This is a genomic window from Luteibacter jiangsuensis, from assembly GCF_011742555.1.
Classification (GTDB): domain Bacteria; phylum Pseudomonadota; class Gammaproteobacteria; order Xanthomonadales; family Rhodanobacteraceae; genus Luteibacter; species Luteibacter jiangsuensis.
On record NZ_JAAQQR010000004.1, the window covers coordinates 68527 to 87359 of the forward strand.

At 66.4% G+C, this 18833-nt stretch carries 10 protein-coding genes; 1 reads left to right on the forward strand and 9 read right to left on the reverse strand.

What is annotated here, in order from left to right:
• Positions 1 to 50: 50 nt before the first annotated feature.
• Positions 51 to 3596 (forward strand): DNA polymerase III subunit alpha, encoded by a 3546-nt coding sequence (gene dnaE, locus HBF26_RS10280; RefSeq protein ID WP_167125698.1) that lies wholly within the window; start codon positions 51 to 53, stop codon positions 3594 to 3596.
• A 37-nt stretch (positions 3597 to 3633) separates the two neighbouring features.
• Here the strand turns inward: dnaE and HBF26_RS10285 are convergent, their stop codons facing one another.
• From HBF26_RS10285 to HBF26_RS10325, 9 genes are all read right to left on the reverse strand, one after another.
• Complete coding sequence (locus tag HBF26_RS10285) at positions 3634 to 4233, reverse strand: hypothetical protein (protein ID WP_167125700.1); 600 nt, start codon at positions 4231 to 4233, stop codon at positions 3634 to 3636.
• 231 nt (positions 4234 to 4464) lie between these two features.
• Positions 4465 to 6165 carry a bifunctional sulfate adenylyltransferase/adenylylsulfate kinase gene (locus HBF26_RS10290; protein ID WP_167125702.1) on the reverse strand — a complete coding sequence of 567 codons (1701 nt, stop codon included), beginning with the start codon at positions 6163 to 6165 and terminating at the stop codon, positions 4465 to 4467.
• 2 nt (positions 6166 to 6167) lie between these two features.
• Entirely contained in the window at positions 6168 to 6989 is an 822-nt protein-coding gene (locus HBF26_RS10295; protein ID WP_167125704.1) for a sulfotransferase family protein, read from the reverse strand.
• 20 nt (positions 6990 to 7009) lie between these two features.
• Positions 7010 to 8020 carry a LacI family DNA-binding transcriptional regulator gene (locus HBF26_RS10300; protein WP_167125706.1) on the reverse strand — a complete coding sequence of 337 codons (1011 nt, stop codon included), beginning with the start codon at positions 8018 to 8020 and terminating at the stop codon, positions 7010 to 7012.
• A 10-nt stretch (positions 8021 to 8030) separates the two neighbouring features.
• On the reverse strand, positions 8031 to 10730 hold the full coding sequence (locus tag HBF26_RS10305; RefSeq protein WP_240151297.1) for a glycoside hydrolase family 2 protein: 2700 nt from the start codon (positions 10728 to 10730) through the stop codon (positions 8031 to 8033).
• A 4-nt stretch (positions 10731 to 10734) separates the two neighbouring features.
• The gene (locus HBF26_RS10310) at positions 10735 to 12096 is read right to left on the reverse strand and encodes an APC family permease (protein WP_167125707.1); all 1362 of its coding nucleotides are present in this window, start codon (positions 12094 to 12096) and stop codon (positions 10735 to 10737) included.
• An 8-nt stretch (positions 12097 to 12104) separates the two neighbouring features.
• Positions 12105 to 15281 (reverse strand): TonB-dependent receptor, encoded by a 3177-nt coding sequence (locus HBF26_RS10315; RefSeq protein ID WP_167125709.1) that lies wholly within the window; start codon positions 15279 to 15281, stop codon positions 12105 to 12107.
• Positions 15282 to 15351: 70 nt separating this feature from the next.
• Positions 15352 to 17685, reverse strand: a complete 2334-nt coding sequence (locus HBF26_RS10320; RefSeq protein WP_167125711.1) for a beta-N-acetylhexosaminidase — start codon at positions 17683 to 17685, stop codon at positions 15352 to 15354.
• Between the two features lie 8 nt (positions 17686 to 17693).
• Positions 17694 to 18695, reverse strand: a complete 1002-nt coding sequence (locus tag HBF26_RS10325; protein WP_167125713.1) for a glucokinase — start codon at positions 18693 to 18695, stop codon at positions 17694 to 17696.
• Positions 18696 to 18833 lie beyond the last annotated feature (138 nt).

An 18833-nucleotide genomic window follows, 5' to 3' on the forward strand; every position in this document is an offset into this window, starting at 1 on the left:
CGCTTCCCGCCCCCGGTTAGCCTTCCCGATGGCCTGATCAGGCGCCGTCCATGTCCGTCCGTTTCGCCCACCTCCACCTGCACAGCGAGTATTCGCTGGTCGACTCGACCATCCGCATCAAGCAGCTGGTCGCCGCCTGCGCGCGCATGGGTATGCCCGCGGTCGCATTGACCGACGAGAACAACCTCTTCGGTCTGGTGAAGTTCTACAAGCAGTGCACGGCGGCCGGCGTCAAGCCGATCGCGGGATGCGACATCTGGGTGTCCAGCCCGGACGATCCGCGCCCGTGGCGCCTTACCCTGCTCTGCCAGGACCGCGACGGCTACCTGAACCTCTCGCGTCTGGTTTCGCGCGCCTGGCGCGAAGGCCAGGGCACCGGCCGGGCGCTGGTCGACGCCGCCTGGATGCACCCGGAAAGCGTGCGAGGCCTCATCGCCATCGCCGGGCGCGAAAGCGAGACCGCTCGTGTCGCGCTCGGCGCCGGACTGCCCGCCGCCGGCCAGAAGCTTGAAGCCTTGCGCCGCCTGTTCCCCGACCGCCTGTACCTCGAACTGACCCGCACCGGCCGCGAGAACGAGGAACATTGGGTGCGCGCCGCGATGGCGCTGGCCGGCGAGTACGCACTTCCGGTCATCGCCAGCAACGACGTCCGCTTCCTCGAGCGCGAGGGTTTCGAGGCCCACGAGGCGCGTACCTGCATCAACCAGGGCCGCGTGCTGGCGGATCCCAAGCGCCCGCGCGACTACAGCGAAGAGCAGTACTTCAAGTCGCCCGAGGAAATGGAGGCTCTGTTCGCCGACATTCCCGAAGCCCTGGAGAACACGGTCGAACTGGCGCGCCGCTGCAACCTCGAACTTTCGTTCGGCACCTACTACCTGCCGAACTTCCCGGTGCCCGAGGGCCACACGCTCGACACCTACATCCGGGAACAGGCGCAGAAGGGCCTGGAGGAACGCCTGGCGACGAACCCGCTGGCGCCGGGCAAGACCCTGGAGGATTACCAGGCGAGACTCGACCGCGAGGTCGACGTCATCATCCGCATGGGCTTTCCCGGCTACTTCCTCATCGTGGCCGACTTCATCAACTGGGGTAAGCAGAACGGTATTCCGGTGGGCCCCGGGCGCGGTTCGGGCGCGGGCTCGCTGGTGGCCTGGGTGCTCAAGATCACCGACCTGGACCCGCTCCAGTTCGAGCTGCTGTTCGAGCGATTCCTGAATCCCGAACGCGTGTCGATGCCCGACTTCGACATCGACTTCTGCATGGACCGCCGCGACGAGGTGATCGACTACGTGGCGCGCAAGTACGGCCGCGACCACGTCAGCCAGATCATCACCTACGGTTCCATGGCCGCGAAGGCCGTGCTGCGCGACTCCGGGCGCGTGCTCGGCATGGGCTACGGCCAGGTCGACCGTATCGCGAAGCTGATTCCGAACCGGCCACTGGACCTCACACTCTCCGACGCCCTCGGTCGTTCGGAAAAGTCGAAGAAGGAGCCCGATCGCGTCGTCAAGGACTTCTGCGACGCCTACGAGGCGGAGGAAGAGTCGCGCACGCTCATCGACCTCGCGCTCAGCCTCGAAGGCCTCACGCGCAACGCGGGCAAGCACGCCGGCGGCGTCGTCATCGCACCGACGCCGCTGACCGACTTCGCGCCGCTGTACTGCGAACCCAGCGGCGAAGGCGTCGTCACCCAATACGACAAGGACGACGTCGAGGCCGTGGGCCTCGTGAAGTTCGACTTCCTCGGACTGCGCACGCTCACCATCATCGATTGGGCGGTGAAGGCGATCAACAAGCGGCGCGAACGCGAAGGCATCGAGCCGCTGGTGATCGAATCGCTGCCGCTGGACGATCCCAAGGTCTACGATCTGCTGAAGAAAGCGCAGACGGTGGCCGTCTTCCAGCTCGAATCCCGCGGCATGCAGGGCATGCTCAAGGAAGCGCAGGCGGACCGCTTCGAGGACATCATCGCCCTCGTCGCCCTGTACCGCCCCGGCCCGATGGACCTCATCCCCAGCTTCTGCGCGCGCAAGCACGGGAAGGAGCCTGTGGAATACCCCGATCCGCGCGTCGAACCCATCCTGAAAGAGACCTACGGCATCATGGTCTACCAGGAGCAGGTGATGCAGATGGCGCAGATCGTCGGCGGCTATACGCTCGGCGGCGCCGATCTGTTACGCCGTGCCATGGGCAAGAAGAAGCCCGAGGAGATGATCAAGCACCGCGCCACCTTCCGTGAGGGCGCGGCCAAGGACGGTATCGGCGGCGACAAGGCCGACGCGATCTTCGACCTCATGGAGAAGTTCGCGGGCTACGGTTTCAACAAGTCGCATGCGGCGGCCTACGCGCTGGTGTCCTACCAGACCGCTTGGCTGAAGGCGCACTACCCGGCGGAATTCATGGCCGCGACGATCTCGTCGGACATGGACAACACGGAGAAGGTGGTCACCTTCCTCGACGAGACGCGCGCCATCGGCATCACCGTGCTGCCGCCCGACGTGAATGCGTCGGCCTGGATGTTCGAGGCCGTGGAACCGAAGGTGGTGCGTTATGGGCTAGGCGCCATCAAGGGCGTGGGCCAGGGCATCTGCGAAGAGATCGTGGCGGAGCGCAACGCGCGCGGACCGTACCGCGGGCTGGTCGATTTCTGCCAGCGCGTCGGTTCGAACAAGCTCAACAAGCGCACCATGGAAGCGCTGGTGCAGTCGGGCGCGCTGGACGCGCTCGGCGAGAATCGCGCCACGCTGCTCATGCACATTCCCGAAGCGATGCGGGCCGCCGACCAGGAGGCAAAGAACCGCGCGTCCGGCCAGGTGGACATCTTCGGCAACGCCTTCGGTGCGGCCGAGGCGCCCAGCATCATCGAGCTCTCGGGCTCGGTGCCGGAATGGCCGCTGGAGCAACTGCTGCAGGGCGAGCACGACACGCTGGGCCATTACCTCTCCGGCCACCCCACCGACCCGTGGAAGGCGGAACTGGCGCAACTGTCCAGCTGCCCTATCGGCGAGATTCCGCAGCGTTACCAGCCGCCCAAGCCGCGTCGCGGCGACGACGACGACAACGCAAGCCGCTTCCGTCGCGGCCCGGAAACGCCCTGGACCGTGGCCGGCATGGTCGTAGGCATGCGCAAGCGCGGCGACAGCGATGCCTTCGTGCAGATCGAGGACGCCACGGGCCTGTTGGAAACCAGTTTCTTCCGCGAGGTGTTCACCGACGCGGCGCCGCTGCTTACGCGGGGCAATCTCATCGTGGTGGAAGGCGGGCTGCGCATCGACGACTTCGCAGGCGGTTACCAGCTACGCGCACGCAAGGCGTATTCGTTGTCGGATGCCATGGAACACTTCGGCCGGCTACTGACGGTGAAGCTCAACGGTGTGGGTTCTGACTTCCCGCAGCACCTGCGCCAGGCGCTGATGGGGTATCGCGGTGGCCGCACGCCGCTTCTGCTGGCCGGGTATCGCAACGACGTCGGCCAGGCCAGCCTCGAACTGGGGGACGCCTGGCGGGTACGCGCCCTGCCCGACCTCGTGCGCACCTTGCGTACCCTGCCCGGCGTGCTCGGCACGGAACTGCGCATCGTACGGCCCTCCGAGTGAGTTGCCGCCGCCCGTGCAAACGGGCAGCGGCATGCCATCAAAGCACGTCCACCGCTTCGGCCTGCGATGACTCGACCAGCGTGACGTCAGTCACCTGAACCGACGAATCGCCGCCACCGTGCGAGATGCTTACGAGTACGTGCGCAGGAGCTGCAACCTGTACTCCGTTGGCCACCAGTTCGACGACGCGCCACGTGCCCGCGGTTGCGGTGGTCTTCACGCTGCCGATGTACCTGGTGTTACGGCCTACGCCGTCGCTCATGTAGAGCGATGCGTCCACTTCCGCGTCAGACGACTCGGCGCGCACACGGAAACGCAGCGCATACGCGGCACCGTCCCATTTGTAGAACATGGCGTATACGGGCTGCTGGATCGAGGCTCCGGGCGAGATCGAAACATGGGCCTCGTCGCCTTCGCGGCCGAGACCGACATGTCCGAGGGCCTCCCAGCCGGCCAGACTGGCGAAGTCGCCGTTCTTCACGGGAAGACGGCAGGTGGTGTCCGCATCGATGTAGGAGTGGCATGCGGGCAGGTTGGATGGGAACGGCATGTTGCCGGCCACCGCGTGGCCGGCGAAGAGGCAAGCGCAGACCGCAGCCGCGCGCATCGCGAGGCTGGGAGGGTAACGAGTATTCATGGTGCTCCTTGGCGATTGTGGGTATGGACATACGCGGAGTCCGATTCCGCGCCGGGATTACACCCTAGTCCGGCCGCGCCTAGGGCGCGCCCCACATGGGACGGGTTGGTATCCGACATGGTTTGACGGTATTAACCCGCATGGCGACGCTGACGAGCCTAGGCCATGGGTCGTTCGCGCCTCACGGACCTGCGCATGCTGCGGCGTGCCGGCCGGCAAATCGCTGCCTCGCTATGCGATCAGTCGACGCTCGCGAAGCACGCCGACGATCCGCGCCGCCAGGGATATCGGCGTCTGCGCCGCACCGTCCATGCGTAGGTCGGGCGCCTCGGGCACTTCATAAGGATCGCTGATACCCGTGAAGTGCTTGAGCGCGCCGGAACGCGCCTGCGCGTAAAGCCCCTTGGTATCGCGCGCTTCGCAGACATCCAGCGCGGTGCTGACATGCACTTCGATGAAATCGCCGTGCGCTTCGACCAACGCGCGCGCGGCTGCCCTGTCGTCGGCGTAGGGGGCGATCGGCGCGCAGATGGCTATGCCACCATGGCGGACGATTTCCGATGCGACGTAGGCGATCCTCTGGATGTTCGCCGAGCGGTCCGCGCGCGAGAAGCCCAGGCCCGCCGACAGGGTCTTACGCACCTCATCACCGTCCAGCATGCTGACCTGCCGCGCCGTGTTTTCGAGGAGCGCGGCCATCAGCGCCCGGGCGATGGTCGACTTGCCCGCGCCGGAAAGGCCGGTGAAGAAGATGGCGCAACCCCGATTCTGGGGGCGTGGGAAGCGCTGCCGGAGGATCGCTTCCACTTCCGGATAGGTGAACCACTCCGGGATGGGGGCGCCATCACGAAGGAGCTTGCGCAGCTCGGTGCCCGAGAGGTCGCGCACGACCTCGCCCGTGCGCAGTTCCTCGCTGGAGACATACGCCTGTCGGCCCGGCGAATAAACCATGGGCGCAAAGGGAACGACCGTCATGCCCAGTTCGTCGGCATGCGCCTGGACCAGGGCCTGCGCGGCCAGCGGCTCGTAGTACGGCCGACCCGACGCGTCCGCTCCCGGCCCGGCATGATCGCGCCCGACGATAAAGAAATTCGCGCCGTAGTTCTTCCTGATGATGGCGTGCCAGAGCGCTTCGCGCGGCCCGGCCATGCGCATGGCCAGCGGCAGCACCGCCAGCTTCACCGTATCCGGAGGGTAATGCGCCAACAACGCGCGGTAGCAGCGAACGCGGGTATACGTATCGACGTCGCCGTCCCGTGTCCGTCCGACGACGGGATGCAGCAGAAGGTTTCCACCCACTGCCTCCATGGCTCGCCGCGTCAGTTCCACGTGTGCGCGGTGCAGCGGATTGCGCGTCTGGAAAGCCACGACGCGCTCCCAGCCCCGTCCGGCGAACCACGCCCGCATCTCGCGCGGAGAGGCACGCAAGTCGGTGAAATCGTAGTGGGCAGGCCGCTGTACGCCGCGCACACGGCCGCCAAGGCAAACCCCGCCCCGGCGCAGCAGATCGGCGACACCCGGATGATGAGGGTCATGCGTACCGTAGACCGCGAGGGCTTCGCGGGCCGTGTCCGGGCGAAAGATGTCTGACACGGTCAGCACCGCGTACGCAGTGCCCTGGATATCCCGCAGCACGACATCTTCACCTGTCGCCAGCGATACCGCGGTGTCCTCGGAAACGTCGAGCACGATCGGCACCGGCCAGAGGGTGCCGTCGAACAAGCGGAGCCCCTCCACGACGGCCTCGTAATCCGCCTCCCCCATGAACCCTTCGAGCGGCGAGAACGCACCATCGAGGAGCAGCTCCAGATCGCAAAGCTGCCGGTGACCGAGCACCACACCCGGCAGTGCACCGGATGCGCGCCTCGCGTCGAGCGCCTCTGCATCGGGCAGGTACAGATCCTTCAGCACACCACCATGGGGCTCGATCATGATCAGACGATGGGCACCTGGTTCACGTTGTTTTTCGGATCGGCCCAGAAGGCCTCGTTGGCGAATCGGCCGAAGACCTCACGCGGCAGGACGGGCGCGCGCTCGACGGCCTCGACCTTCGCGCGGACGACATGCAGTCCCGGCATGCCCACGCGCGCATCGAATTCGTCGGCGCTGTACGCGATGTCGTTGAAATCGTGCTCGAACCAGGGCTCGCCCAGGAAACGGTACACCGCGCGCATGGACGCTTCGGGATCGCGCACCAGGCTCTCGTAGGTCAGCAGCAACAGGTGATCGCGGGCCTGTTCGCCGTAGAACGCTTCCTTCGTGGCCTGGTACGCGAAACCGACCATGCCGCGGGGATCGGTCAGCGCTTCGACCCGCGAGTACACCGTGGTGTTGGTGTCGAAGCGAAACACCTTGCTGACACTCACCGGCTGCTTCTGGACGAGCCGTTCCATGCTGTCGAGCACCCACGCCAGCTGGCGAACGCAGGCGATCACTTTCACCCCCGGGAACAGCGTGGCGAGCAGGCCCATGCGACTGCACCACAGGCGGCTCATGTCGAACACCGCCTCGGCGCGGGTATCGACGGAATAGAAGTTCTCCACTAGCCCGCGCAGTACGGCCACCCGTTGCTCGTCCGTGACGTCGAAGGCGAAGTCGTTCTTGCTGCTGGCCTCGGCCACCACGACGCCCATGATGTCGGCCACCGGGCTGGTCATGCCCGCGCGGAAGCGCGGATTCTGGTTCAGGATGGCGGCAAGCAGCGTGGTGCCCGCGCGCGGCAGGCCGGAGATGAAATGGAACCGGCGCTCTGACATGCGGTACTTTCCTCCAGGGTTTATCGGGGTGCGGGCCCGGTGGATGCACGCAGGCGCATCTCGTAGCCGACTTCGACCATGCGGGGCTCGCCCTTGCCAAGGAGGCCGAGCAGGAGTTCTTCGGTGGCCCGCTTGCCCATGTCGCGCACCGGCTGGTGCACGGTGGTGAGCAACGGCCACACCTGGGTCGCGATGGTGGTGTCGTCGAAACCGCAGATGGATACCTCGGCGGGTACCGAGACGCCCGCTTCGGCGGCCGCCCAGATGGCGCCGACGGCCATGTCGTCGTCGGCGGCGAAGATGGCCGTGGGCCGTTCCTTCAGGGCCAGCAGCTGCCGCGCGGCCCTCACGCCCGATTCGAACGAGAACTGGCCCTGGACCATGTACTCGGCGCGTTCTTCGAGACCGGCGCGCTTCAGGCCATCGCGGTAGCCCGCCAGGCGCCACACGCCTGCGCCGTGCTTCGGGTCGCCGATGATGTGCGCGATGTGGCGGTGGCCCAGCGCGACGAGGTGGTCGACCATCGCCGCCGCGGCCTCGCGTTCATGCAGGATGACGCCGGCGATACCCTTGGACTTGCGCGGCGCGATGGAGGCAAACGGCAAGCCGGTGTCGCGCAGATGGGCGAGCAGCGCCGGATGGTCCGTGATGGGCGGCGTGAGGATCAGGCCGTCGGGGCGGTGCCGCCAAAGGATGCCTTCGACGCGCTCCATGAAATCCCGCGCCTTGGAGTTCAGGGGCTGCACCATCATGCTGTACTGCTGCGCCTCGCAGGCTTCCTGCACGCCGGCCTGCACTTCCATGATGTAACTGGGCGAGAGGTTGTCGTAGAGCAGCCCGATCATGAACGAGCGATTGGTGGCCAGGCTTCGCGCGGAGGTGAGCGGACGATAGTTAAGCTCGGCGACGGCAGCCAGCACGCGTTCGCGCACTTCATTGCGCACGCCAGGTTCCTGGTTGAGCACGCGTGAGACGGTCTTCTTGGACGTATCCGACGCACGGGCCACATCGTTGATGGTCACGCGCGACATGAAGGTCTCTTCAATGCTTCGTTCCCCGGGTGACTTTGGCGACGACCTGCTCCGTGGGGGTGTTCCAACCGGACACCTCGACCACCGACCCTCCGGTGCCCTTTGCCGGATAGCGCGCCGTGAGCTGCACCGATTCGCCGGGCCAGAGCGTGACGTCATTGTCAGACCACGTCACGGGCAGCGCAAGCTCGCCCTTGGCACCGCGGCGTATCGCCAGGTGCTCCTGCACAGCGGCCGACGGCGACGACGAAGGAACAGAAAGCGTGACTGTGGTGACCTCCTCGTCGCCCTCGCGCACGGTCGAGGCATGAACATCGCGGGCAGCCATCGGCAGCGAAGCCAGGGCGGTGAAATCGCCGTACTGGGTCACGGGCGTGAGGTACCAGTTCGACTTCGGCCAGTCGAGCGTGTCCTCGCGCGTGGACAGCCAGTAGACATTCCGGCTCACGGTTTTCCCGTCGGCAGCCTGCAGTTCCAGCTCGACGAAATACACCGGAGACAAGCCGGCGATCGATGGCAGGTCGAGCACCGCTTGCGCACGGTTGCCCGCTAGGTCGATGTGCTGCACCTGCTTCTCGTAGCGCACGCCGCCGTCGAGGTTGCGGACCTTGACCGACGCTTGCAGCCCGTGGCGCTCGTCCAGCGTGTGGTTCACCGCCACGATGGAGCGCGAATCGTACGAATACTGGATGTGCACCGGCTCGTTCGCCTTCTTGGCGCCGTAGTACGCACCGGCCGGATTGAGGTAGTAGTCGTACAGGTGCCAATGCAGCGACGGCCAGGCGTTGTTGAGCATCCAGTAAATGACGCCTGTGGCGGGGTTCTCGGCCCCCATGCGTGCATTGAAGGCTTCGAACTGCGCGCGCACGCTGTCGTAGTTGTCCAGCTGGGCCTTCGCCACGTAGTCGGCGAGGCCGGTAGGGGCGCCGTAGCGTTTCGCCAGCGCCGTGTCGAACGGCGTGAGCACGGCGAACGTCGACCAGTCGGCCGAGGCGTGGTATTGCCGGGCCTCCGGATACTTCCACAAGGCTTCCTGTTCCTGCACCGACAGCATGCGCTGTACGTCCTCGAGGCGCGGAATCACGGCGCCAGCGCTGACTTCCGAATCGAAGCCGAACGCTGCACCGAGCTTGTCCGCGTACCAGTACGACGGCGGAATCCAGTCGTAGGGGCCGGCCATCTTCATGCCGGAGGGGCCGGCTTCCGCCGTCTTCTCGTCCACGGCCGCCGAGATGATCGGCAACGACCAGCCTTCGGCGCGGAGGGTATCCGTATACATCTTCGCGAGCGCGGGCGGTGGCGCGTGGTCGCTGCCGATGAAGAAACCGATCACGGAGGGGTGGTTGCGCAGCAGGCGGGCCTCGCTGGCCATCGAGGCCTGCGCCGTGCGCATGTCGGCTTCGCTCCAGGGCTCGCCGCCGGTCTTCGCCGCGGCTTCCCATTTGTCGCAGCACTCCCAGCCGGGCAGCACGAGGATGCCGTTGCGGTCGGCAAGATCGTAGAAACGCTCGTTTTCCAGCTTGCCTTCGCTCCGGATGGTATTGATGCCGAGGTTCACCACATAACGGAATTCCGCTTCCATGCGCGCGGGATCGTCGCGCAGGAACATGTCGGGCGCCCAGCCACCGCCACGGATCAGGAGGGGTTGGCCGTTGACGATGAACTGGCGATAGCCCTGGCGGGTGAGCGTGGACTCGACACGACGCACGCCGAAGCTCGTCGCGGCCCGGTCCGACGGCGCGCCATCGACCGTCGCCGTGACGGCCATCCGGTACAGCGGATGCTCGCCCATGCCGATGGGCCACCACACCTTGGGATGGTCCAGCGTCACGGCCGGCACAGGGCCGGAGGCGAGCGGCACGACCTTCACTTCCCCCGGGGCGAGGCGGACCGTCTGCCGCACCGGCATGTCGGCGACGGTGCCCGCGACCGTGGCTTCATGGGCCACCGTGTCCAGATTCGTCGCCGTGACGGTCACGGCGAGGGTCGCCTGCGCGAGGTCCGCCGACAAGGTCGGAGCGACGTGCGGCGCACTCAACGCCACGGGACCGGTCTGCACGATGTCCACGCCACGCCAGGGACCCATGTTGTTGTCGGGCGGCGTGGGGTTCCAGTCGACCCAGCCGATGGACAGGCTCATGCGCGGGTCGCCTGGATAGACCTTCAAGGCCACCGTGTTCGCGCCGGCGTGCACCCACCGTGTGATGTCGATGTCCTGCTCGGGATAGGCCCCCGCGAGATCCGCCCGATCGGCCACCTTCTGTCCGTTCACCCACGCATCGGCGGCGGCGATGATCCCGTGGGTGCGCAGCAAGGTGTGTCGCGTCCCGGCGGCCTTCGGCAGCACGAAGCCCGCCCGGTACCACCATGGCGTCACGAACAGGTTGCCGCTGGCGTCGGGCACCTGCACGGCACGAAGGTTGTCGCTGTGGAACACGTCGAACTTGAAGACGTCGTTCTCCAGGAGCCCGGCCATCACGGTGGCGCGACCGGTGACGGGGTACCAGTCCTTGGTGGCGAAACCGGTCCTGGAGATGGCCACGCCGTCCTCCTGCGCCTTCGCCATGTCCTGGATCTGCCAGCGGCCGATGGGCGTGACGCTGCCCGCATCCGTGGCGACACGCGTATCGACGTAGGTGGTGCCAGCCACCGCCGCGGGAACGGCGACCAGGCCCGCCACGATGGCTGCGGCAACAATCATTCTCTGCATGGCGTCAATGCTCCCCGGCGGCCGTGCGCTGGACCTCGATCGGTGCGAAAGGCCACGCGTCGTTCACGCGTGCCCATAGTGCGAAAACCACCAGGCCGGCGACGATCCACGCACCGGAAAGCAGTAGCGACAAAGGCGATGCCGATACGTAGACGTACACCCAGCCCACGAACGCGACGATGCAGGGCACCGGGTAGAGCCATTGTCGATAAGGCCGGTGGAGCCCCGGCTCCCGGCGGCGCAGGACGACGAGCGCCACGACCTGTGCGATGGACTGCACCAGGATGGTCGCCGTCAGCAGCATGTTGATGACTTCGGTCAGGTCGAAAAAGGTACCGATGGCCGTGACCGTACCCATGGTCAGCAAGGCAACGTGTGGAAATCCGTGCTTCGCATGGAGCCGGCCGAAGGTCGACAGGAAGACCTTGTCGCGTGCCGCTTCGAACGGCACGCGCGAGCCGCCGAGCAGGCCGGTGAACACCGAGGCCAGCGCCGTGACGATGATGAGGGCGGTCATCACCTCGGCGGCCACGTGGCCCCAGCTGCGTTCCACCACAAGCGACGCGACGGACTTGGAAGCGGCGATCTCCCGCCACGGCGCCACGCCCAGTACGCTGATGTTGAGGAGGAGGTAGACCACCATCATCGCCGCGATCGAGATGATGATGGTGCGCGGCATGGTGCGACCGGGGTCGCGCAGTTCGTCGCCGATGTATGCCGTGGTGTTGTAGCCCAGGTAGTCGTACACGCCGATGATGAGGCCCGCCCCCAGCCCGACGAAGAAACGAGGGCCGAACGCACCGGGCGGAAAGTCGAAGGCCAGCCTGGCGTCGAAGTGCGAGAATCCCGCGGCCGCCACGCCGACGATCGATACGAGCATGATCGCCCACAGCGCAATGGTGATGACACGCACCGATTCGATCCGGCGGTAAAGCAGCCATGTCACGAGTGCCGTCGCCGCCACCCCAACGATCCGTGCCGTCCACCAGCCCATGTCCGGGAAGAAGAACTGCAGGTACTCCACCATGCCGATGATGCCCGTGGACATCAGCAACGGTATGGCGAGGAGCATCGTCCAGATGAAGAGGAACGGCATGAGCTTGCCGGTACGGTCCTGGAAAGCCCTGCGCAGGTACACATACGTGCCGCCGGAGCCAGGCATGGCCGCGCCCAGCTCCGCCCACACCAGTCCATCGGCCATTGCCAGCAGCGCGCCCACGATCCACCCGACGATGGCCTGCGGGCCACCCATGGCCGCCACCATCAATGGAATGGTGATGAACGGACCGATCCCGCACATCTGCGTCATGTTGATGGCGGTGCCCGAGAAGACACCGATGGACCGGTGGAAGTGACGCTCGCTCATGGGTTCCCCTACCACTGGCCGCGGATGCCGAACATGAACATGCGCTCGGAGAAGGTCGAGTGCCCGGGCTGGTCCTTCCAGGTGAGATAGTAGCGCTGGTACTCGTTGGTCAGGTTCGTGCCGTTGAGGAACACCTCCAGTTGCTTGGCGAACTTGTACGAGATGGACGCGTCGATGTATTCCTGCGGCGCTTCGTACAGCTCCAGCCCGGTGATGCCGCCGACGCTGTCGGACACCGCGCGCCGCGAGCGATAGTTGTACGCCACGCGTGCCTGGAAGCGGTCGTCCTGGTACCACAGGATGACGTTGCCCGATTTCGTCGAGTTGTCCTGGAACGGGATCTTCTTGCCGGCAAGGTCCTTCTCGCCCGAGTTGCTGGGCGCGTACGTGGCATTGATCTCCATACCTGTCTTCGAAAGGAAGCCCGGCAGGAAAGTGAAGCCCTGGCGATAGTCGAACTCGGCACCCTTGATGCTGTTGCCCGTACCCTGCACGGGCTCGGTGATCACGATGCAGTGGTTGCGGACCACGCCGTCTTCATCCGGCAGCGTGCAATTGGTAACGCTGCCGTTCTTGATGAAGCTGTCCACGTTGATGCGGAACAGCGCGAGGCTGACCATGCTGGTGGGATTGATGTACCACTCCGCCGAGGCACCGAAGTTGGTCGAGCGCCAGGGATCGAGTTTCGGGTTGCCGGACGACGTACCGTTGGCCACGCGGAACACGGGGCCGTCGGGCGTCTCGGCCAACGAGTAGTTCAACTGCAGGCCGCCGCCCCAGGTGCTGAGGTCCAGCGGCATCATGTTCTTCGAATAGGCCAGGCGAAATTTCAGGCTGTCGGTCACGTCCAGCGCGAAGTTGGCCGAAGGCAAAACGTCCTGGTACGAGCGCTTCGTGATATCCCTGCCCACGTCCGCCGGCTCGTCGCCGTAGGCGCCAGGATCGCCGCTGAGGTGCTGTGTCACATCGAGGTTGCTGCGAATGAGGCGCACGCCCACGTTGCCGCTGTACGGCATGTCGCCGATCGTGCCGTTGAAGTCACCCTGCAGGTAACCCGACAGTTCCTTGAGCCGCACGCCCCAGGTGGTACCGGGTTCGGCCGCGCGCACGGTGTCCGGATACAGCGATTTCCAGTACGCCTCCGGATTCTTCATGGCGTCGGGATCGATCGCCCAGAAGTCGATGCCGGAACCCAGCAGGTTGTGATAAGCCTTGAAGTTGTTAGCCAAGGGGCCGGCGGTGTTGGGCATGGAGATGGCCGACAATGGTCCGGCGCGGAAGTAGCCCAGGTCGTTGCCGGCCGTGCACGAGCCGCTGTTCAGCACCACGTCGGCGCCGACGTAACGCACGAGGCACCCGTTCGGATCGCTCGCACCCATCCCGGCGTAGACCGGCGTCTCGAACGTCCAGCCCTTGTTGCCCGCGTTGCGGATGCTGTTGCGCACGCCGAACTCGAGCTTGAATCCATCGTTGAAGTCGAACTTGCCGTCGAACCGCAGGGCATTGAGGGCCACCTTGCGGTCGTAATTGCCGGAAGATTCCAGCGTTTTCATGGTCCAGGCGGCAGGATTGGCAAACGCCGCCGCCAGCTCGGCGGGGGTACTGATCTTGAGGTATCGCCCGCGGAAGTCGGCCACGATGGGAATCGTGTTCTGCGGAATGCCCGTGGGATTGAACACGCGGTTGCCGCCCAGTTCCTCGGGATACACCATGGTCCCCGGCGGCACCGCGTCGTCGGGCACGCCGTCCTTCAGCACGTTGGGCCAAAGCGCGCCGTCCGAATCGGAAATGTTGACGTCGGTTTCCTGCAACGACTGCGAGGCCGTGTCGTGGATACCGCGAAGCGAGCCGGTGAAGGGGCCGCCGTCGTCGTAGTCCAGCTGCAGGTTCAGGTTCTTCGCCACCGAGAACTTGCGGATCATCGACGAATACGATTCCACATCGCCCGGCCATTTCTTGTAGACCTGCGTGGTGTAGATGTTCGACCCTTCCCAGCCCGGCTCGGGCGTGCCGTACGAACCGAGCGCCGGGCGGCCAGTATCGCGCGACTGCAGCGGCACGTAGGTGGCGCCCTGCCAGTTGGTGGAATTGAACTGGACACCGACGTTCCGGTCGAACTGGTGCTGCTGCGAGTAGAAGTAATCGCTCGTGAGGGTGAAGCCGTTGCCGATGTCGAACTGGAAGGACGCATTGCCGGACTTTCGCTGGCGCTGGGTAATGATCTGGTTGATGCCGAAATTCTGGCTACCCAGAAAGACGCCGTTCGACTTGCCGTCGCCGTTTACGTCCACGCTGCCGTCCGCGTTCTGCACGATCTGCGACGGAATGGGCGCGCCGTTCCACGGCGTGAGGAAGCCGTTATAACCGCCGGCGCTCGTGGCGTTCTCGCCGTTGAGCACGGCGCCGTACTGATCCAGGCCCTCGGTGGAATTCATGCGCCGGGTATCGGAGTAGTCGCCCGACAGCAGGAAGCCCCAGCGGCCGTCGTTATAGGCAAAGAGGCCATTGGCCTCGGGCCCCGTGTGCTTCGTGGTGGAACCGCGCTCGCCGTTCGCGGAATAGCTGTAGGTGAAACCGGAAGGCAGGTCCCACGGGCGGTAGGTATGCAGGTCGATCGCGCCGCTGATACCTGCATCGGTCTCGTTGGCGGTTGCGGATTTCACCACGTCCGCGCCATGGAACAGCGTGGACGGCAACATGCTGAAGTCGGGTTGCTGGGAATCGATCTGGTCGGCGGTGATGAACACCTCGCCATTGAGCATGGTGCCCACCTGGGGCAAGCCGCGCACGTCCACCGAGGTGCCCACGCCCGCGTCGCGATTGATCTGCACGCCGGTGATGCGCTGAAGCGAGTCGGTGATCGTCGTATCGGGCAGCGCGCCGATGTTCTCGGCGGTGATGCTGTCCTGGATCTTGTCGGCGTCGCGCTTCACGTCGATCGCCTTCATCTGCGAAGCGCGGACACCGGTGACGGTGACGCCGGACAGGTCGACGGCGGCTTTCGCGTCGTCGGCCTGTCCGTCCTTGCCGCCGCCCTTCTTCGCGGCGGACGAGGGTGGCGCGGCCTGCGTGGCAGCCGGCTGGGCGGATGGCGCGTCCTGCGCGCCCGCCGGCGTCGACGCGACGGCCAGCAGGGTTACCGCGATGGCGAACGACAACGGATGCTTGCGAAGTGCTGTGGACATGAGCCGTGACCTCGTGACTATTGCCTGTCGGGAACGCGTACTGCCCGGCCGCGCCTTGAGGCGCACCGCCTTACTTCAGGAACGAAAGCTTTCCGATCGCCCACTGCCCCTGGCGTGGGTCGCCCGTTGCGAAAACACACAAGGCGTGCACATCGGCGGCGACGGGTGCGGATAGCCTGGCCTCCGTCCGTATCTGCCCGCCCATCGGCATGACGTGGCCAAGTGGCAGCGTCGCAAGCCGCGGGCCGTCGCAACCGTTGGCGCGAACCTCGATGGCGTCGTCGGTGCCTTCGCCGGCGCGCACCACGGCGCCGCGCGCTTCGTCGCCATAGCGCCATGGCAGTTTTTCTGCCGTCACAGCGATTCGGTGAGCGCCTTGCACGTCAGCCGCACGCCACATCCAGCAGGCGTTACCGATCTCGACCGCATAGACGGGGATCGGGCCTCGGCCTGGGGCCGCACCTTGCAGCCGCGACGGCGGCTCCCCCGAGCACGTCTGCAACGCGGAGCTGTCGCGGCTCCACACTGCGGCGTCGTCCAGCGAGGCCGAACGAGCCGCGGCCAGCACGCTGCCATCCGGCGCGAAAGTCGCGGCCCGCAACGTGGTGCCTGCCCGCAACGCGAGCGGCTGCGTATACACGGCGGATGTGGCGACAGGCTCGGTGCCGTCGGTGGTGTAGCGGATGTCGCCACTTTGGACCTGATTGGCGAGCACGACGCGCATCCCGCCGTTCGCCGCGCGCGATATCGCGAAGCCAGGCGCGAACGCACTGTCGGCGACGCCGATGCCCTGTGCGCGATAGCGGGCAATGTCTGCCGGGAGACGCGCCACGAAGCCGTTCCAGTCGTGGGTGTCCGGCGGCGACCACCCCAGCTCCGCCAGCGCGGCGATGCGCGGGAACGCAGCGTGCTGTACATGCGCGAATGTCAGCATCTGCTCGGACCACAGCCCGGCCTGCACGCCGACGATATGCTCCGCCTCCTCCGCACTGGCGCCCGGGGGCACCACTTGCGTGTCATAGGCCTGGCGCAGCGTCACCTCCGGCGGGGGGCCGGCCCATTCGTCCGGATGACCGGATTGCAGATGGTCGAAGTAGAGGGATTCCTGCGGCGTCATGACGACGTCGTGGCCCTGGCGCAGCGCGGCGAGCGCCACGCGCTCGTCGTGATCGCCATGCCACGACATCACGACCTGGCTCTTCGGGAGCGCGACGCCGGCAGCCACCTCGTCGTCCCAGCCCACCGGTATACGGCCGTGGTCGACGAGATAGGTGGCGACCTGCTGCATGAACCAGCCCTGCAACTCGTCCATGTTGGCCAGCTTCAGCGCCTTCATCTGCGCATTGACCTCGGGCGAGGCGTTCCACTGTTGCTTGTCCGCCTCATCGCCACCGATGGAGATGTGGCGCGAGGGAAACAGGCGCATCGTCTCGTCCATCACGTCGTCGACGAAGCGCAGGGTCTTCGCGTTCGGATTGAGCAGCCAGGGGCTCACGCCCCAATCGGTCCACACCGGCGGGCGCCTTCCCGTCACGCCCAGCCATGGATAGGCGGCGATGGCGGCCTGCGAGTGCCCCGGTAGATCGATTTCCGGCACGATCTCGACGTAGCGCTCGGCGGCATAGCGCACGATGTCCCTGATCTCCACGGCCGAGTAGACCTTGCAGTAGGGCTTCGACCGGCCTCCCGACACCTCGCTGTCGTTGCCTACGGCATCGCGGCACGCGCCTTTCGTCGACAGCTCCGGGTACGCCGGCACCGGAAGGCGCCAGCCCTGGTCGTCGGTGATGTGCCACACGAGCACATTGAGTTTGTCGAGCGACATCGCGTCGATCAGGCGCTTGATCTCATCGGCGCTCTGGTAGTGCCGGCTGGAATCGAGCAGCAGGGCACGCCACGCGAAACGCGGGTGGTCCTCGATCGTGCCGTAGGGAACACGCGCCACGGCGCCGCGCGTCCAGCCCGCCTGCGTCAGCAGCTGCCATGCCGTCACGCTTCCGTAGAACGCACCGCGCGCCGTGCGCGCCGTGACGACGATGCCCTGCCCGCCCACGGTGATCGCATAGCCTTCCTCGCCTTCGACCGCGGCGCCCGGGCGAACGTCGAATGCCACCACTGCCGGCTCGCCCTTGGCGACCTTGCGCAACGCGAGGCCACGCACGCCGGCAACGCGCCGCACGAAGTTGTCCACGACGGCCGTCGTGGCGGCGTCGGAGGTGCCCCGCACGGCGATGCCCGCGCCGTCGCGGATCTCGACCGATCCTGCACCGGCCGGCCTGGCCTTGGCGGGCATGGGCAAGAGCGACCAGACCGGCGCGAGCCCGGCGGACGCGCCCGTCGTGAACACGGCCATGGCCACGGCCGTGCAGGCGGGAAGGAGGCGGCGACGACGTATCGCAGACATTTCCGGCTTCACGCGTGCGCGCCCTCCCTGGCATCGGATGTCGCACGGTGGCGCAGGTACCAGTGGGCAGCGCCCTGCACCCCATGGCAACCGTGCTCGGTGACCCATACCGGCACCTGGGCCAGCAAGGCGCGCACGCTGCGGCCGTGCAGGAAGCGCTCTTCGAACGCGCTGCGCGCGAGGAGGTCGAACATGGAGGACAGGAAACCGCCGGCCAGGAAAATGCCGCCGGTCGGCATGGTCGTCATGGCGAGATTGCCCGTGAAGCCACCGAGGGCCGCGCAGAACAGCTCCACCGCCTCGACCGCGTGCGCATCGGCCTGCGCTGCGGCAGCGGCTGTGACGGCCCTGGGCGTTTCCAGCGAGGGCACCTCGCCGTCGAGCGCACACAGCGCCTCGTAGACCGTCAGCAGGCCCGGCCCCGATACGATGCGTTCGACCGGTACGTAACCGCCGTCCGGTGCCAGCCACGCCAGCACCTTGCGCTCGCGCAGCGAGTGGGGCGCGAAATCCATCTGGCCGGCTTCCGTCGCGAAGACGGCCGCGTGGGGCGACCCGGGGACATGCATGGCGGCGCCCAGTCCCGTGCCGGGACCGACCACCAGCGACGGCCCCTGGCCACGGACGAGCGGGCCGCACAGATGCCTGCCGCTGGCGGCCAGCGGTCCCTCGATGGCATAGGCCAGGGCTTCGAAATCGTTGAGGAGGGCGACCTCGTCCAGGCCCAGCGTGGCGCGCAATACGTCGGAACGCACGGGCCAGGCGAGGTTGTCGTTCACCACCTCGTCGCCCATCGGCTGGCCGGCGCATGCCAGTACGCAGCGGGAAACCGGGGTGTGGACCTCGGACGCGATGAATGCCTGGAGCAGCGCGGCGAGCGAAGGAAACGAAGCACAGGGGAATACGCGATAGGCGAGGGTTTCAATGCCGCCCGGCCGCCCGTCGCCGGCGGCGCGCATGAGCGCGACGTGGCCGTTCGTGCCGCCGATATCGCCCGCGAGAAAGTACATCCCGATTTTCCCCCACCCCTCTGGCCCCATGGGTGAACCACCCCATCCAGGTGCCCCCGCACCGGATTGGTCATCAGGGTGTAACGGGACTGACACCGGTGTCAAGACATGGCGCAACAGCGCCGGGGCCCGTTCGGG

Excerpts from the sequence above, each read along its gene's own strand:
- HBF26_RS10295 (WP_167125704.1), bottom strand. The coding sequence starts at position 6,989 with ATGTCAGAGCGCCGGTTCCATTTCATCTCCGGCCTGCCGCGCGCGGGC.
- HBF26_RS10315 (WP_167125709.1), bottom strand. The coding sequence starts at position 15,281 with ATGTCCACAGCACTTCGCAAGCATCCGTTGTCGTTCGCCATCGCGGTA.
- HBF26_RS10325 (WP_167125713.1), bottom strand. The coding sequence starts at position 18,695 with ATGTACTTTCTCGCGGGCGATATCGGCGGCACGAACGGCCACGTCGCG.
- HBF26_RS10305 (WP_240151297.1), bottom strand. The coding sequence starts at position 10,730 with ATGCAGAGAATGATTGTTGCCGCAGCCATCGTGGCGGGCCTGGTCGCC.
- HBF26_RS10320 (WP_167125711.1), bottom strand. The coding sequence starts at position 17,685 with ATGTCTGCGATACGTCGTCGCCGCCTCCTTCCCGCCTGCACGGCCGTG.
- HBF26_RS10290 (WP_167125702.1), bottom strand. The coding sequence starts at position 6,165 with ATGATCGAGCCCCATGGTGGTGTGCTGAAGGATCTGTACCTGCCCGAT.
- dnaE (WP_167125698.1), top strand. The coding sequence starts at position 51 with ATGTCCGTCCGTTTCGCCCACCTCCACCTGCACAGCGAGTATTCGCTG.
- HBF26_RS10285 (WP_167125700.1), bottom strand. The coding sequence starts at position 4,233 with ATGAATACTCGTTACCCTCCCAGCCTCGCGATGCGCGCGGCTGCGGTC.
- HBF26_RS10300 (WP_167125706.1), bottom strand. The coding sequence starts at position 8,020 with ATGTCGCGCGTGACCATCAACGATGTGGCCCGTGCGTCGGATACGTCC.
- HBF26_RS10310 (WP_167125707.1), bottom strand. The coding sequence starts at position 12,096 with ATGAGCGAGCGTCACTTCCACCGGTCCATCGGTGTCTTCTCGGGCACC.